Here is a 16,023-nt window from a genome sequence, read left to right on the forward strand (position 1 = left end):
TGACACATGGAGCTGACGAATACTAATCGATCGAGGACTTAACCAAAAAAGTTTGAAACATTCAATGCACCGTTTATCCAGTTTTGAAAGAACAAACCCTTTCATTTTAGGGTTTCAAGATACGACGTATATTGAAAGCCGTTAATAGTCTAGTGATGATGGCAAAGAGGTCACACCCGTTCCCATACCGAACACGGAAGTTAAGCTCTTTAGCGCCAATGGTAGTTGGGGGCTTCCCCCTGTGAGAGTAGGACGTCGCTAGGCAATAAAAACAGTCAGCTGAGTGCTGGCTGTTTTTTTATTAAAGTAATTATTAAAGCTAAAGCTGATGACAATGAAATAATATAAAGAGCAACTACAAAACACTAGTTATTGTAGTTGCTCTTTTTCTATGTACTATTAAGGATCTAATTTCGCTTTCCTTTAAGAAAAGAACCAATATCTCTAAGATCTCACAATAAAACTTCCAAAGAATGTTTGTGGAATCTACTTAATTTACTTGCAAATTCGATGCCCAAAAGATAGAGAATATAAAAATGAAAAAAATTATAAAAAAATATTGCATATGTTATTTTTCTATGATATATTTATAAATGTCTTAAAGAGGTCCCGTGGTGTAGCGGTTAACATGCCTGCCTGTCACGCAGGAGATCGCCGGTTCGATCCCGGTCGGGACCGCCATTATAAACGATAATATAGTTCTTATGATGCTTTTAAATCATAAGAACTTTTTTTATTGTTAATATAAGGGAATTGGTGGATATCGATAAAATTGGTTCTATTATATTTGTTGGGATATCCATAGATTTTTAGAATTAATTATGCCTCGGCATAATTGCGTCCAGAATCGGCTTTGTGCCAACACGAAGTTTTCACTTAGTCGTTGCCACAGGAAGTGGCGTTCTTAGACTGAGTTCCCCAATTTCAGCGGATGTGGGTACACCCGCTGAAATGTAACCTAAACCCACATTCATCTCACCACCTATAGAGGTGGGAGACTTAATGAGGGCGACTATTTTTTATCGATTCTTCTCGTGTAAAGGAATTTGGAGGTGTTAGCATGAGAAATTATTTCTACATAAAACGTCTTAACATAAGCTTACTTATAGGTGCTATTGTAATACTAGCAGGCTGTGGAGATCCTATTTTAGACATAGAGGAGTCCAATGCGTACCACTGGCAGAAAAATATGAATGAAGCAGAATTTGAAAAATTAAAAGAAGGTATGTCATATATGGAAGTAGTAAAAATTGCAGGGGGAGCAGGAGAAATGGTAAAAAAAGATCAATACCGCTGGAATGATGAAATACTTATGACTAAAACCTATATAGTACGATTTAAAGATGATAAATTGATAAATAAAGAGATTATTGAGGTAAAGAGTCGTTAAACAAGAAAATAACACATCTTCTATAAAAGGGGACGTGTTTTATCTTCATTTAGCACATGTTTTATAACGAAAGCAAAGCGACAGCACAGATCTTTTTTTTTAATCACTGGATGTTTTGAACATTTACGCTTGTTTCGGTAAACTAGAAGTAATGGAGCTAAGAGAGGAAAAAGAGATGATGTATGAAAAAATAATGAATTCACTTGATGATACTGAGCATTTTGCGTTGAAGCTAGCAAGCTTACTAGAAGTCCAGGATACAATTACATTAGAGGGTGATTTGGGCGCTGGTAAGACGACATTTACGAAAGCATTAGCGAAGGGACTTGGCGTGAAGAGAACGGTCAATAGCCCGACATTTACGATTGTAAAGCAATATGAGGGGCGTTTACCATTTAATCATTTAGATGTTTATCGCTTAGCAGAAAGTGATGAGGATCTTGGATGGGACGAACTATTTTATGGTGATGCGGTATCAGTTGTCGAATGGGCTCATTTGATTGAACAGGATTTACCACAGGAGCGTCTTGGAATAGAAATTTACCGAATCGGAGAAAATCAACGACGATTTGTATTAACACCTCTTGGAAAGCGATATGAGGCATTATGTGAGGAGCTAATGAAATGATTTGGTTAGGGATTGAAACAGCGAATGCACCACTTTCTATAGCTGTAATAAGGGATGGAAAAGTGATCGCAGAGATTGTACAAAATATAAAATTAACGCATTCGGCAGGTGCTATGCCAGCCATTGAAGAAGTGCTAGCAAAGGCAGACATAAAGCCAAGTGAGTTGGATGCGATTGCGGTATCAGAAGGACCTGGTTCTTATACCGGTGTACGAATAGGTGTGACGCTTGCTAAAACATTAGCATGGACATTGAAAAAGCCTTTAGTTGGAATATCTAGCTTAAAGTCATTGGCCGCAAATGCAGCACTATATGATGGGTTTATTTGTCCTATTTTTGATGCGCGAAGAAGCAATGTCTATACGGCCGTTTATAAAGGTTGTGAGCTTGAAGCGATTATTGATGATTATCACGATGATATTGATGGCTTGTTAGAACGTTTACGGGCTTTAGAGGCACCGGTTTTATTTGTTGGAGTAGATGTAGATATTTTTTGGCATAAAATTGTAGAAGTGCTAGGTGATTATGCGCAGCGCACACCATTTAGTAATGACTTACCACGAGCAAGTGAAACAGTTCGATTAGCGACGAAAGTGGAGCTACCAAGTGTGGATGCAGTTCATCATTTTGTCCCTCAATACAAACGTATTGCCGAGGCGGAGGCGAATTGGCTGAAGGAACAAAAGGAGAAGGCACATGAGTAGTAATGTAACATATCGTAAAATGGTATCTGAAGATGTCCCAGTAGTGTATGAAATTGAGCTTGCTACATTTCCAACACCATGGACGTTAGATTCTTTTTATTATGAAGTGCATGAAAATCAGTATGCACATTATGTGCTAGCTATAGATGAATATAATAACATTATCGGTTTTTGTGGAATGTGGATGGTTATAGACGCGGCGCAAATTACGAACGTAGCCGTTATAGAGGCTGCTCGAGGTCGCGGAATTGGTGAAGGTTTAATGCGAGAGGCAATGCGTATTGCTAGAGAGCATAGTATGGAAGTCATGAGTTTAGAGGTACGAGTTACAAATACAGTTGCTCAAAATCTTTATCGAAAGCTTGATTTCGAAGATGGCGGCATACGTAAAGGATATTATACAGATAACGGGGAGGATGCCCTTGTCATGTGGGTGAATTTATGATGGAAGATCGAATGATATTAGCAATAGAATCGAGCTGTGATGAAACAGCAGCAGCGATTATTCGAAATGGCTCTAAAATTGTTTCAAATGTAGTTGCATCTCAAATAGAAAGTCATAAACGATTTGGTGGGGTTGTACCTGAAATTGCATCTCGTCATCATGTTGAGCAAATTACAGTGGTCATAGAAGAAGCATTAGCACAGGCAAATATGAAGCCGGCTGATTTAGATGCTGTGGCAGTTACTGAGGGCCCTGGTCTTGTAGGTGCATTGTTAATTGGGATTAATGCCGCGAAGGCCTTTGCATTCGCTAATAATTTACCAATTTTAGGTGTGCATCATATAGCTGGACATATATATGCTAATGCACTCGTGCAGCCAATGGAATTCCCATTGTTAGCACTTGTGGTATCAGGTGGTCATACAGAGCTAGTTTATATGAAAGAGCATGGCTCTTTTGAAGTCATCGGTGAGACGAGAGATGATGCAGCTGGTGAAGCTTATGATAAGGTTGCGCGTGTTTTAGACTTACCGTATCCAGGTGGTCCGCGAATTGATAAATTAGCACATGAGGGAGATGAGGCAGTATCTTTCCCAAGAGTGTGGTTAGAGGAAGATTCTTATGATTTTAGCTTTAGCGGCTTGAAATCAGCGGTTATTAATTATAAACATAACATGGACCAACGTGGTGAAGAAATTTGTCCGACTGCTGTTGCCAAAGGGTTTCAGGAAAGCGTAGTGGAAGTGTTAACAGCGAAAACCTTACGGGCAGCTCGCGAATATAAAGTGAAACAGGTTATTGCAGCAGGTGGTGTAGCGGCTAATAAGGGCTTGCGTACATCACTTGAGAAGGTATTTGCTGAAGAAAACATACCATTTTTCGTGCCACCATTAAAACTGTGTACAGATAATGCCGCTATGATAGGGGCAGCAGCAACACCTATGTTTAAAGCAGGTATTCGAGGCAATTTATCAATGAACGGTCGCCCTGGAATGGAGTTAAAATCCTGGGTGTAAGAAGAAAAGAGGTGTTTTAGATTTGATTCTAAAATACCTCTTTTTGCTTTTGTGAAAAAATTGTTGAGAAAACAGTGTCTATAAGAAAATTTGAATCCGATCAGTTGACAAATTTTTCAGAAAATTATCCACAGGTAAGATAGAAATAAAACAGCGAACATCCGTACTTATGCACAAAATGTTGATAACTTGTGCATAACTTGTGATTATTCAATATATAGTAGCCTATTTTGTATAAAATGATGTGAATAAAATATTTTTGAATTGTGGACAATGTGGAAAAGTCTGTTGATATGTTGATATTACTAGATTTATAGTGTGTATAAAGTTGTGGGCATTTTTTGTCGAAAAATAGCACTTGACCAATATATATGAAAAATCAACGCGAGTAAAGTAAAAAGCCATGCGACAAGGCACATGGCTTTACAAGTTTTATCACACCTCAAGAGGGATGTTATAAAATAATATTTTCAAGTTCTTCACTTAGCTCAAGCCATTCCATTTCGAATAACTCATACTGTTCCTTAGCGGTTGATAATTCCTCTTGAAGCTGTGTAATTTTTTCGTGGTCTGTGAAAATCTCGGGATCGCAAAGAGCTTCTTCTAAGCGAGCTATTTCAAGATTTACTTGCTGCATTTTCCCCTCTAGTTCCTCAAGCGTGCGTCTAATTTGGCGCTCTCGTTTTTTAGCCTCTTTATCAATTGTAGAGGTAGAGATCTTCTCAGGTACATCAGCTTGTACTTGTGGTTGAGCGGCAGCCTTCATTTGTGCAATTTCTAATAGCTCTTGTTTCTTTTCAAGATAATAATCATAGTCACCTAAATACTCAAAGGACCCATCGCCAGACAGTTCGATTACTTTAGTAGCAATTCGATTGATGAAATATCGGTCATGCGATACAAATAAGAGCGTTCCAGGATAATCGATCAGTGCGTTTTCCAATATCTCTTTACTATCCAAGTCTAAGTGGTTGGTAGGCTCATCGAGAATTAAGAGATTGGCCTTTTGCATCATTAACTTAGCTAATGCAAGTCTAGCCTTTTCGCCACCAGATAAAGACGACACGATTTTATCTACATCTACTCCACTGAATAAGAAACGGCCTAGTACCGAGCGAATATCTTTTTCATTCATTAATGGCCATTCATCCCATAGCTCTTTTAGAACACTTTTATTGCTCGACAGCTTTGCCTGCTCTTGGTCATAATAACCAATTTGAACATTTGTACCATAGCGAATCTCTCCGGAGAGTGGTGGTAAATCTTTGACGATGGTTTTTAATAAAGTTGATTTACCAACACCATTGGGTCCAACAAGTGCAATGCGGTCTTCTCGGAAAGTGCGTAATGTGATGCCGCTTGATATTTTCTTATCACTATAACCTATAGCTAAGTCATCAATAGATAATACATCGTTACCACTTTGACGTTCAATTGTAAAACCGAAGCTTGCTGACTTTTCATCACCCTCAGGGGATTCCAGCCATTCTGTTCGTTCAAGCATTTTTCGACGACTTTGTGCCATTTTAGTAGTAGAAGCACGAGCAATGTTTTTTTGAACAAATTCTTCAAGCTTGGCCTTCTCATCTTGCTGTCGTTCATAAACCTTCAAATCACGCTCATAATTTTTCGCTTTTTCATCTAGATAGGCACTATAATTGCCTGTATATTTTGTGACGCGATGACGAGAAACTTCGTAGACAATGGAAACAACCTGGTCTAAGAAGTAGCGGTCATGAGAAACAATTAGAATAGCCCCTTCATAGCCTTTTAAATATGATTCCAACCAAGAGAGGGTTTCAATATCTAAATGGTTAGTAGGTTCATCGAGTATTAATAGGTCAGGTTTACTTAACAGAAGCTTAGCAAGTGCTAACCGAGTTCGTTGTCCCCCTGATAGTGAGCTAATTGGCTTTTCGTAATCCTCAGGATAAAACTGCATGCCATGAAGTACAGAACGTGTATCAGATTCAAATTGATAGCCACCCGCATCCTTAAAATTATGCTGCAAATGATCGTATTCAGACATTATTTTTGCATATAAAGTAGGATTTTCATAAACAGCTGGGTCGGCCATTTGTTGTTCTAATGATCGGAGTGCTTGTTCTTGGGCAATAAGCGGCTCAAAAATTGTCATCATTTCATCCCAAATCGACAATGTTGAGTTTAATCCAGCATGCTGCTCCAAATATCCAATTTGTATACCTTTAGGGATAATAATATCGCCAGAGTCATATGACAGTTGACCAGCAATTATTTTAAGTAAAGTGGACTTACCAGCACCGTTACGACCTACTAATGCAACGCGGTCACGATGTTGAACCTCTAATTTTACGCCACTCAAAATTTCATCTGCAAGGAAGGATTTATATAGTTGATTGACTTGTAAAACAATCATTCTCGACACCTCAATTCTTCCTTAGTGTAATAGATGTACGATTTGCATGCAATGTCGGTGCTTTACTTATTCCAAGCTGTCATGTAAGATTGAAACGATTTCTCTTTAGTTAGTGGCGTAAAAGCGCCATTAACTAAAGGGAAATACTACAGTGAATATTATAAACTGAGAAATAGTTAATTAAGCGTGTATCATAAATAGATTTGATACTCTATAAGGAGGAAAAAGTTTGAAACAAGAATTAAAAATTCCACAAGCCACTACGAAAAGACTTCCTCTTTACTATCGATTTATCCAAAACTTTGCACAAGAAGGCATGGAACGCATTTCGTCGAAAGAACTGAGTGAAGCGATGAAAATTGATTCTGCAACTATTCGCCGTGATTTTTCTTATTTTGGTGCTCTTGGGAAAAAGGGATATGGCTATGATGTGCAGCATCTCTTACAGTTTTTTAGCCAAACGCTCGATCAACATGAAGCGACAAAAGTAGCGTTAATTGGGGTAGGGAATTTAGGTAGTGCTTTATTAAAATACAATTTCCAAAAAAATCATAATACCCATATCGTTGTGGCATTTGATTCAAAGGCCCCAAAAGAAGGGAAGATGATTAGCAATATTCCAGTTTTTCATCCGGATTTATTGGAAGAAAAGTATGCAGAATATGGAGCGGAGCTTGCAATTTTAACAGTTTCACCACGCTCTGCACAGAAAATGGCTGATAGATTAGTGGCAATGAATGCAAAAGGGATTTTGAACTTTACGCCAGAGCGTATTACGGTACCAGATAAAATGCAACTTTTAACAATCGATTTGTCGGTAGAGTTGCAGGCACTTATTTATTTAATTCGTAATCAGGAAGAGTGATAATTGTACATAATTTAAAGTATAGCTCTCACAGTTTCTGTAAAATAGGTATGAAGTAAAATGCGAAAGTGACGAAAAAATTTCACATATTATTAGTTAGCCAAATAATCATATATGAGTTAAAATGAATCATATATAAGAGGAGGTGGCTGAAATGGGTATCGGTCCTATGAGCATGGTCATTATCGGAATTGTAGCAATCTTAATTTTTGGTCCTAAAAAGTTACCAGAGTTAGGGAAAGCTATGGGTTCTACACTTCGTGAGTTTAAAAATGCTACTAAAGGGTTAGTAGACGATGAAGATAATGATAAGAAGAAAGTCATCGAACACGATGATAAAAAGAAAGTCATCGAACACGATGATAAGTAACTGAAGGATGTCTTCCTAATATGAATACAAACGATCAAACTGTCATTGAGCATATAGAAGAATTAAGGAAACGACTTTACTTTGCAGTCGTTTTCTTTGTTATTGCGATTGTTGGGGCGTTTTTTTTATCGGAGCCGCTTATTCATTTTTTACAAAGTAGTGAAACAGCACAAAGCTTCTCGTTAAACGCTTTCAGGATCACAGATTCTATTAAAATTTATTTTCAAATGATTCTTTATATTGCTTTTTTGTTGACTTCTCCGATTATTTTATATCAGCTATGGGCATTTATTTCACCAGGATTATATGAAAAAGAACGTAAAGTCACATTAAGTTATATACCATTCACTTTTATATTATTTGTATCTGGAATTGTTTTTTCTTACTTTATTTTATTTCCGTATGTATTAAACTTTATGATTGAGTTATCTGCTCGCCTCGGGGTGCAGTTAACTATTGGAATTAATGAATACTTTTCATTTTTATTTCAAATAACCTTGCCTTTTGGATTTATATTCCAATTACCGATTATACTTTTATTTTTTGCTCGTCTTGGAATTTTAAATCCAAAAATAATGGCAATAAACAGAAAGTACGCCTATTTTGCACTTTTTGTGATAGCGGCTATGATTACACCTCCTGATTTAATGAGTCACTTAATCGTAACAGTGCCGATGTTTATGCTCTATGAATTTAGTATTTGGGTTGCTAGGATAGGCTATCGTAAATACTTAAAATCAGAAGAGTTACGTTTAAAGGAAGAACAAGAAGCTGAGCAAAAACGACAGATTGAAGACGCACTTGAACAACAGCGGCGTCAAATCGAAGAATTAAATCAATAAAAAATAGAAGCTCGATGCATATTAGTAGCATCGAGCTTTTTCGTCGTAATACATATACTTACATTCAACTAAAAATCAGTGGGAAGAAAAACTCGCTGATTTTTATTGCATTTTTTCTAGTTGTTCAAGAAACTTTTGCAATGGTTCTGCATACAATTGTACAAGTGTCACAAAACCATTCAGCATGACATGGGCGATAATAGATGTCCAAATGCGTTTTGTTTTGTGATATAAGAAGGCAAAAATCAATCCACAGATTGTATAAAGCAAGATATGAGAGAAGTCGAAATGAATAAGTGCAAAGAAAATGGCACTTACTATACCGGCTATCCAGAAATTAGTTGTTTGGACAAGCGATCCAAAAATAACACGGCGGAAGACGAACTCTTCTAATATTGGTCCAAATACGACAATTGCTAATATCGCAATAGGAGCGCCTTTTGCAATAGCTACAATATCGGCTGTGTTTTGTGATCCACCTTGGATACCGAATACAGCCATTTCGATAGCTGCGCCAATCATTTGGCCGATGAAAACTAAGAAGAAACCTATGATTCCCCACATAATTGATAGTGGTATAGTTTCTTTCTTTCCTTGATAAATATCCCAAAAAGCTTTATCGCGAGATGTTATGACTAAGCTTAGAATTAACGCAATGGCAAAGCTAAGTGCGATATACCAGCCTTGCGTAAGCGGAGCAGCTTGCTCACTAGGTAAACCGGTGGTACTCATAACAAATTTGTGAAACGGTTGTGCCAGCCATCTACCTGATATTTGCATGAGGATATAGATCAGTAAAACATAAAGGGCTGTTTTTTTATGTTTATTTATTTTTTGAGAATTGTTCACAGTCAAAATCCTTTCCATTCTTTATGCTACCTTTCTATTGTAGAGGAATATGGAAAGAAAACAAAATTTTTCGAAGTTCTGACTTGCAAAAAAAAGTGTGATTGATTATCATAATAATTGTGTTAGCACTCGACTAGATAGAGTGCTAATAGACTTTCAAACATATATTTAATTAATAGGAGGTTGTTTCACTTGTTAAGACCACTAGGAGATCGTATTGTAATCGAACTAATCGAGGTAGAAGAAAAATCTGCATTCGGTATTGTACTGCCAGACTCTGCAAAAGAAAAACCGCAAGAAGGTAAAGTTGTAGCAGTTGGGATGGGTCGCATTTTAGAGAACGGACAACGTGTAGAGCTTGACCTAAAAGTTGACGACCGCATTATTTTCTCTAAATACTCTGGTACAGAAGTTAAATATGAAGGTAATGAATACCTAATTTTACGCGAAAGCGATATTCTTGCAATTATTGAATAAGTTAATACTTTTAAAGTAAATGCCTTTAGTGATTGTCTTAGATAAACAAATAGATAGATGGCAATGACAGTATGGCGAAATTTCTATAAATATATTGATGAAGCTTAACGAATATTCCATTTCAGGAGGGTAAATTCAAATGGCAAAAGATATTAAATTCTCAGAAGAAGCACGTGCATTAATGCTACAAGGTGTAGATAAATTAGCAAACGCAGTAAAAATTACTTTAGGGCCTAAAGGTCGTAACGTAGTTTTAGAAAAAAAATTCGGTTCACCGCTTATTACAAATGATGGTGTAACAATTGCAAAAGAAATCGAGCTAGAAAACCCATACGAAAACATGGGGGCAAAATTAGTAGCAGAAGTTGCTTCTAAAACAAACGAAATCGCTGGTGACGGTACAACAACTGCAACAGTATTAGCGCAAGCAATTATTCGTGAAGGCTTGAAAAACGTAACAGCTGGTGCAAACCCTGTAGGTATTCGTAAAGGGATCGACAAAGCAGTTGCAGCAGCCCTTACAGAATTACACGCTATTTCTCGCCCAGTAAGCAACAAAGAGGAAATCGCACAGGTTGCGGCAATCTCTGCTGCTGATGATGAAGTAGGGCAATTAATTGCAGAAGCAATGGAACGTGTGGGTAACGATGGCGTTATTACAATTGAAGAATCTAAAGGCTTCACAACTGAGCTTGATGTAGTTGAAGGTATGCAATTCGACCGTGGTTATGCATCACACTATATGGTGACAGATACAGATAAAATGGAAGCGGTATTAGATAACCCATACATTTTAATTACTGATAAAAAAATTACAAACATCCAAGAAGTATTACCATTATTAGAACAAGTGGTACAACAAGGTCGTCCACTATTAATCATCGCTGAAGATGTTGAAGGTGAAGCTCTTGCAACACTTGTAGTGAACAAACTTCGTGGTACATTCAATGCTGTAGCGGTTAAAGCTCCAGGATTTGGCGATCGTCGTAAAGCAATGCTTGAAGATATCGCAATTTTATCAGGTGGTCAAGTAATTACAGAAGAATTAGGCTTAGACCTTAAATCAGCTGATATTACATCACTTGGTCGCGCTGCGAAAGTTGTTGTTACAAAAGACAATACAACAATCGTAGAAGGTGTTGGCGGTGCAGATGCAATCGAAGGCCGTATTGGTCAAATCCGTGCGCAGCTTGCTGAAACAACTTCAGAATTCGATAAAGAAAAATTACAAGAACGCCTTGCAAAATTAGCAGGCGGTGTAGCAGTAATCAAAGTTGGTGCTGCAACAGAAACTGAACTAAAAGAACGTAAACTACGCATTGAAGATGCTCTTAACTCAACTCGCGCAGCAGTTGAAGAAGGTATTGTATCAGGTGGTGGTACGGCACTTCTTAACGTATATGCAGCAGTTGAAAAAGTTGCAGATACAGAAGAAGGCGACGTAGCAACTGGTGTGAAAATTGTTCTACGTGCTTTAGAAGAGCCAGTTCGTCAAATCGCAAACAACGCTGGTCTTGAAGGCTCAATTATCGTGGATCGCCTAAAACGCGAAGAAATCGGTGTAGGCTTCAACGCTGCAACAGGCGAATGGGTAAACATGATGGAAGCGGGCGTAGTAGACCCAGCGAAAGTAACTCGCTCAGCTCTACAAAACGCAGCATCTGTAGCTGCTCTTTTCTTAACAACAGAAGCAGTTGTAGCAGACATCCCAGAACCAGCTTCAGCAATGCCAGATATGTCTGGTATGGGCGGTATGGGCGGAATGATGTAATCTACGGCTCCAGCCAAATAAAAACCACTTCTCAAAATTTGAGAAGTGGTTTTTTGCTCTTGTGAGTATTTTTCAGTGTATCGCTGATAGAATATGGACAATCGCTGATAAACCTCCAACAACCGCTGATAAAAGCCCAACAATTGCTGATAATGAGTAGCAAACCCGCTAATAGAAAACTCCGAAAAAGTAGCTTTAGAGTTATTCTTTTTGCTTCAACCTAAAATCAGGAGAAATATAAGAGATAAGAGCATAATCCATTTCTTCTCCTCCTTGAGTTGATAATTGCACAAGTAAAGATTCGTCGGTATTTGTGGGATGTATAGCGCTTGTTTTTATAGTAATCACTTGAACACCGGTTCTTCTTGAATTTCCAACAACGACTACCTGATTCCCCAACGTATAAACTGCTTTAATATCAGATTGGAACGCGACAATATATAAATCTAAATCAGTTTTATTTTGAAACATTGGAATCGTGAACCCCATATTTTGTTCAAAGTCGTACCAGTCAGAAAGAGCAACATCGTAATTCGTAAATAGTCGATGCAGTGCATAATGAATTCTAGTTGGAATATAGCTCCACCGACCGATTGAGCTATGCCAATATTCTTCATAAGCGGGTCTCTTATAGCCAGGATTATTGACGATAAACTCATAAGGAATAGTAGTGCCATTCTCTATCACCTGTGAAAGTGTACCAAATTTTGATGGGGGAGATAATTCTGGAAAAGGAGGATCAGCAATTGTTTGGGGTTTTATCGGTTCAAGGCTTTTCAAACGATTCTCTAAGCCTTTTATTTGTGCTTTAAGTCCATTAACTTTATTTGATTCTTTTGCATCGAAAGAAGATACAATGCTCAAATTAATTAATATTAGGCTAATCATACATAAAGTTATTTTTTTTACGTTAAACATAGATTCACCTCTCTATATACTTTGCTCATTAAATGAGGGAATATGTAGTATTGCTGAAAATTTTATAGACATGTTTCCACTTCCTTAGTTTTTTTATCAGTCAATAATAGTTTCTAATAAACAATAAAGAGGCTATCCACTAGTTCGTGTTTGAACTTCTGGATAGCCTTTTTGCTACAGTCTTTTATTTAGGACTTCCAAATATGTCAGGTGACATCTACATTCCCGGTAGATTCAATCCGGGGAATCCTGGTAAACCTGGTAGGCCCGGTAAGCCAGGAGATTGCCCGCCTGGAAATGGCATAGGACGCGGTGGATATGGTTGTGGTGGATATGGCTGCGGAGGTCGCGGTGGATATGGTTGTGGTGGGTATGGCTGCGGAGGTCGCGGTGGATATGGTTGTGGTGGATATGGCTGCGGAGGTCGCGGTGGATATGGTTGTGGTGGATATGGCTGCGGAGGTCGCGGTGGATATGGTTGTGGCGGATATGGTTGCGGAGGTCGCGGTGGATATGGTTGTGGCGGATATGGTTGCGGAGGTCGCGGTGGATATGGTTGTGGTGGGTATGGCTGCGGAGGTCGCGGTGGGTATGGTCGTGGTGGATATGGCTGTGGAGGTCGCGGTGGATTCGGGCTACCAGAAGGCATGGTAGGGTGAAACGGAATGTTAACATCTACATCTTCGGGATTTAATCTAGGGTTGAACAATGAAACACACCTTTCTTCTTTTTTCTTTTCTAACATATGTCCACTATTATGTTTGTCATAGGCATTAAACTAGCCGAATGATTGATAAAGGTATGATTTATTAAAATAGAAAATGTTATAAAATATATCAAATTTAATTATAATAGTAGGAAATATTATTAAAGGATGTTTAAATAAATGGCCATTATAAAAATCAAGAAAATAAAAGTACAAAATTTACGAAATGTACGACATGGTGAAATTGTGTTAGCGGTGAATTTCGAGATGTTTTTTAAGGCAAATGTTGTAGGTTTATACGGACAAAACGGTTCAGGAAAAACAACTATTGTTGATGCATTCGGCTTGTTAAAGGCACTTATCTCTGGCTGGATTGCTGAAATTAAATTACCATCTCAGGAAAAGAGATTAATTATGGCAGGGGAGGATACGGCAAGTATTGAGTTCGAGTTTCTAGTAGAGAATCAATTTGGCACATTTTTTCTCAATTATTATGTAGAGTTACAAGAAGATGAAAACAGACTGTACACAACGGTTGAACGTATAGCTTACAGAGAAAACGAGAAAGGGAAGCGTTCAAAGGTTCTAATTAATGTGACAGAGGAAGACATACAACTACGTAAAGCAAATCTTTCTGATATGAATGAAAAAATGCGTATTCAATTACTAGTCACTCATCAATTAGCTAAAAAACAATATATGTCCTTTGTCTTTCACAAAGATTTAAAGCCATTATTACAGGATAGGTTGTCAGAGCTAGAAATGCAATTGCTTCATAACTTAGCAATAGATTTTAATAGGGATTTACATGTCGTTAATAATCAAAATATCGCACCATTATTTGAAGAGCGCAGTATGCCCTTTAGTATCCATCTTGAAAAAACTCGTGGTTCTATCCCTTACAATTTGAAGGGGCCAGCGTTATTGCCAGAGGACGCGTTTTACGTGTTATGTGAAGTAATAGAGCAAAGTAATCAAGTATTATCAGCGATTATTCCAGGTCTGTCTATAAAGATTAATGTACTAACAAAACAAACTATGGATAATGGGGAAAAAGGAATTCGTTTTGAATTTTTATCGCAGCGAGGGGAACGCGAATTACCACTACGGACAGAGTCAGAAGGAATTTTGAAAATTATTTCTGTACTCAGTGTGCTCATTGCAGTTTATAATAACCCAAATGCTTGTGTAGTAATTGATGAATTAGATTCTGGTGTTTTTGAATATTTGTTAGGTGAGTTGTTAACAGTGATTGATGAGGGCGGAAAAGGTCAGCTTATTTTTACGTCTCACAATTTACGTGTGTTAGAGGTGCTAGCTATTAAAAACTTATGGTTTACGACAACGAATGAGGATTGTCGTTATATACAGCTAAAGGGTATTAAAGAGGTAAATAATGCTCGAGATGTTTATCTACGTGCAATTCAGTTGGGCGGACAGGATGAAGAGGTTTATAAGGAAACGAAGACATTTAAAATTAAGCGTGCCTTTAGAAAAGCAGGTGTACAGCGTGACTAAAAAGGTTCTTTTAATCATTGTAGAAGGGCAGACAGAGCAAATTGTTTTAGAAGATTTTCTAGATGAACATTTTGCAAATTCTACGATTCGCTTCGATGTACAACGGGAGGATATTTTAACGAAATGGGATGCTAATAAACGGATACCTAATATTAAAAATAGTGTTACGCGAGTGATTCAGAACTATTTGGAGAAGTATAAGTTTTTAGCGAAGGATTTAACCGCTGTCGTTCATATTACTGATGCAGACGGTTGTTTTATTGCCCCCGAATTTGTCAAGGTGAAAGAAGGTATTGAGCAAAATTTATTCTATACAGAAGATGCAATATTGGTGAAATCTGAGAAGCGTAAGGAGCAAATCGAACAACGAAATGAAATGAAGGCGAATAATGCCAAAATCCTTATGGCGAATGATCATTTTAGTATTCATCGATTAAAAATACCGTATCAGCTATTCTATTTTTCTACAAACTTAGAGCATGTACTATGGAATGAGCGTAATGAAGTAGCGACGGAAAAGGTGCAAAAGGCTGATGAATTTATGGAAAGTTTATCGAGCTCCATAGAAGAATTTTTAAAAGAATATCTCCCAGTTAACCCAGAGCTTCCGTATAAAGAAAAAATGAAAATGAGCTGGTCATTTTTAATGGAGGGCTGTAATTCGTTACAGCGCGGAACGAATGTACCGTTATTATTTGAAATGATTAAATCAGATGTACAATAAAATGCCCTCCGATGTTCAGTGGAGGGCATTGCATAGTGCTGAAAAACAAAATGGCTAAGGTAATCTTTGTGAATGACGATTTCCGTTCCAGGCTACTCGCTTTCCTGCGGGCGAGCGTCTAGCCGCTTCCTCCGCTTCGCTCCGTGCAGGGTCTCGTCTGTCTCGCTTTCCCGCGGGAGTCGAGTAGCCCTCCACTCCAATCAGCAATGGTGTAGAACTTTTATAAAATCTATGCATTTCAAAAGTGAACAAATGGTTGCTCTTCATAATAGACTTAATATTTCTGTTGTTGTTATTTCACTTTCGCACAGACAAACCCCTTTGCTAAAGTATTTTATCACTATAAATTAGAGTGAGAGCATGAAGATACATACTAGTGAAATAGTTGATTGTAGTGGAGAC

The 16,023-nt window shown here is 37.8% G+C and carries 16 protein-coding genes, 1 tRNA gene and 1 rRNA gene; 15 read left to right on the forward strand and 3 right to left on the reverse strand.

Annotated elements, in window-relative coordinates:
• Positions 1-148: 148 nt before the first annotated feature.
• From rrf to tsaD, 7 genes are all read left to right on the forward strand, one after another.
• A 5S ribosomal RNA gene (gene rrf, locus ACIQLB_RS20125) occupies positions 149-264 on the forward strand.
• Positions 265-605: 341 nt separating this feature from the next.
• Positions 606-681: transfer RNA gene (locus ACIQLB_RS20130), tRNA-Asp, on the forward strand.
• A gap of 379 nt (positions 682-1,060) precedes the next feature.
• Positions 1,061-1,390 carry a hypothetical protein gene (locus tag ACIQLB_RS20135; protein ID WP_400729905.1) on the forward strand — a complete coding sequence of 110 codons (330 nt, stop codon included), beginning with the start codon at positions 1,061-1,063 and terminating at the stop codon, positions 1,388-1,390.
• Between the two features lie 178 nt (positions 1,391-1,568).
• Positions 1,569-2,018, forward strand: coding sequence for a tRNA (adenosine(37)-N6)-threonylcarbamoyltransferase complex ATPase subunit type 1 TsaE (tsaE, locus tag ACIQLB_RS20140; RefSeq protein ID WP_400730078.1), 450 nt, complete (start codon positions 1,569-1,571; stop codon positions 2,016-2,018).
• Positions 2,015-2,722 carry a tRNA (adenosine(37)-N6)-threonylcarbamoyltransferase complex dimerization subunit type 1 TsaB gene (gene tsaB, locus ACIQLB_RS20145; protein ID WP_400729908.1) on the forward strand — a complete coding sequence of 236 codons (708 nt, stop codon included), beginning with the start codon at positions 2,015-2,017 and terminating at the stop codon, positions 2,720-2,722. The genes tsaE and tsaB overlap by 4 nt, the downstream gene beginning before the upstream one ends.
• Positions 2,715-3,167: a ribosomal protein S18-alanine N-acetyltransferase gene (gene rimI / locus ACIQLB_RS20150; protein ID WP_400729911.1), complete on the forward strand. Its 453-nt coding sequence runs from the start codon at positions 2,715-2,717 to the stop codon at positions 3,165-3,167. The genes tsaB and rimI overlap by 8 nt, the downstream gene beginning before the upstream one ends.
• Positions 3,167-4,183 (forward strand): tRNA (adenosine(37)-N6)-threonylcarbamoyltransferase complex transferase subunit TsaD, encoded by a 1,017-nt coding sequence (gene tsaD / locus ACIQLB_RS20155; protein WP_400730081.1) that lies wholly within the window; start codon positions 3,167-3,169, stop codon positions 4,181-4,183. Before rimI ends, tsaD begins: the two co-directional genes overlap by 1 nt.
• A 454-nt stretch (positions 4,184-4,637) precedes the next feature.
• Here the strand turns inward: tsaD and ACIQLB_RS20160 are convergent, their stop codons facing one another.
• Positions 4,638-6,581: an ABC transporter ATP-binding protein gene (locus tag ACIQLB_RS20160; protein WP_400729913.1), complete on the reverse strand. Its 1,944-nt coding sequence runs from the start codon at positions 6,579-6,581 to the stop codon at positions 4,638-4,640.
• A gap of 229 nt (positions 6,582-6,810) precedes the next feature.
• Between ACIQLB_RS20160 and ACIQLB_RS20165 the strand changes: the two genes are divergently transcribed.
• The 3 genes from ACIQLB_RS20165 to tatC all read left to right on the forward strand — a co-directional run bounded on the left by ACIQLB_RS20165 (position 6,811) and on the right by tatC (position 8,658).
• Positions 6,811-7,446, forward strand: coding sequence for a redox-sensing transcriptional repressor Rex (locus tag ACIQLB_RS20165; RefSeq protein ID WP_400729916.1), 636 nt, complete (start codon positions 6,811-6,813; stop codon positions 7,444-7,446).
• A gap of 154 nt (positions 7,447-7,600) precedes the next feature.
• Complete coding sequence (locus ACIQLB_RS20170) at positions 7,601-7,816, forward strand: twin-arginine translocase TatA/TatE family subunit (protein ID WP_400729919.1); 216 nt, start codon at positions 7,601-7,603, stop codon at positions 7,814-7,816.
• A 20-nt stretch (positions 7,817-7,836) separates the two neighbouring features.
• Positions 7,837-8,658 (forward strand): twin-arginine translocase subunit TatC, encoded by an 822-nt coding sequence (gene tatC, locus ACIQLB_RS20175; protein ID WP_400729922.1) that lies wholly within the window; start codon positions 7,837-7,839, stop codon positions 8,656-8,658.
• A gap of 102 nt (positions 8,659-8,760) precedes the next feature.
• Here the strand turns inward: tatC and ACIQLB_RS20180 are convergent, their stop codons facing one another.
• Positions 8,761-9,525 (reverse strand): CPBP family intramembrane glutamic endopeptidase, encoded by a 765-nt coding sequence (locus tag ACIQLB_RS20180; protein ID WP_400729925.1) that lies wholly within the window; start codon positions 9,523-9,525, stop codon positions 8,761-8,763.
• Between the two features lie 174 nt (positions 9,526-9,699).
• Here ACIQLB_RS20180 and groES point away from each other — a divergent pair, with 174 nt between their 5' ends.
• Both groES and groL read left to right on the forward strand, forming a co-directional pair.
• A complete protein-coding gene (groES, locus tag ACIQLB_RS20185) occupies positions 9,700-9,984 on the forward strand; it encodes a co-chaperone GroES (RefSeq protein ID WP_400729928.1) in 285 nt (94 codons plus the stop codon).
• A 139-nt stretch (positions 9,985-10,123) separates the two neighbouring features.
• Positions 10,124-11,755 (forward strand): chaperonin GroEL, encoded by a 1,632-nt coding sequence (groL, locus tag ACIQLB_RS20190; RefSeq protein WP_400729931.1) that lies wholly within the window; start codon positions 10,124-10,126, stop codon positions 11,753-11,755.
• A 201-nt stretch (positions 11,756-11,956) separates the two neighbouring features.
• Here groL and ACIQLB_RS20195 read toward each other — a convergent pair whose 3' ends face one another.
• Complete coding sequence (locus ACIQLB_RS20195) at positions 11,957-12,673, reverse strand: hypothetical protein (RefSeq protein ID WP_400729933.1); 717 nt, start codon at positions 12,671-12,673, stop codon at positions 11,957-11,959.
• 203 nt (positions 12,674-12,876) lie between these two features.
• Between ACIQLB_RS20195 and ACIQLB_RS20200 the strand changes: the two genes are divergently transcribed.
• From ACIQLB_RS20200 to ACIQLB_RS20210, 3 genes are all read left to right on the forward strand, one after another.
• On the forward strand, positions 12,877-13,332 hold the full coding sequence (locus tag ACIQLB_RS20200) for a hypothetical protein (RefSeq protein WP_400729936.1): 456 nt from the start codon (positions 12,877-12,879) through the stop codon (positions 13,330-13,332).
• A gap of 227 nt (positions 13,333-13,559) precedes the next feature.
• A complete protein-coding gene (locus ACIQLB_RS20205) occupies positions 13,560-14,897 on the forward strand; it encodes an AAA family ATPase (protein ID WP_400729939.1) in 1,338 nt (445 codons plus the stop codon).
• Positions 14,890-15,621, forward strand: a complete 732-nt coding sequence (locus ACIQLB_RS20210) for a hypothetical protein (RefSeq protein WP_400729942.1) — start codon at positions 14,890-14,892, stop codon at positions 15,619-15,621. The genes ACIQLB_RS20205 and ACIQLB_RS20210 overlap by 8 nt, the downstream gene beginning before the upstream one ends.
• Positions 15,622-16,023 lie beyond the last annotated feature (402 nt).

The sequence above is a fragment of the Lysinibacillus sp. NPDC092081 genome (assembly GCF_044755845.1).
In the GTDB taxonomy this organism is placed as follows: Bacteria; Bacillota; Bacilli; order Bacillales_A; family Planococcaceae; genus Lysinibacillus.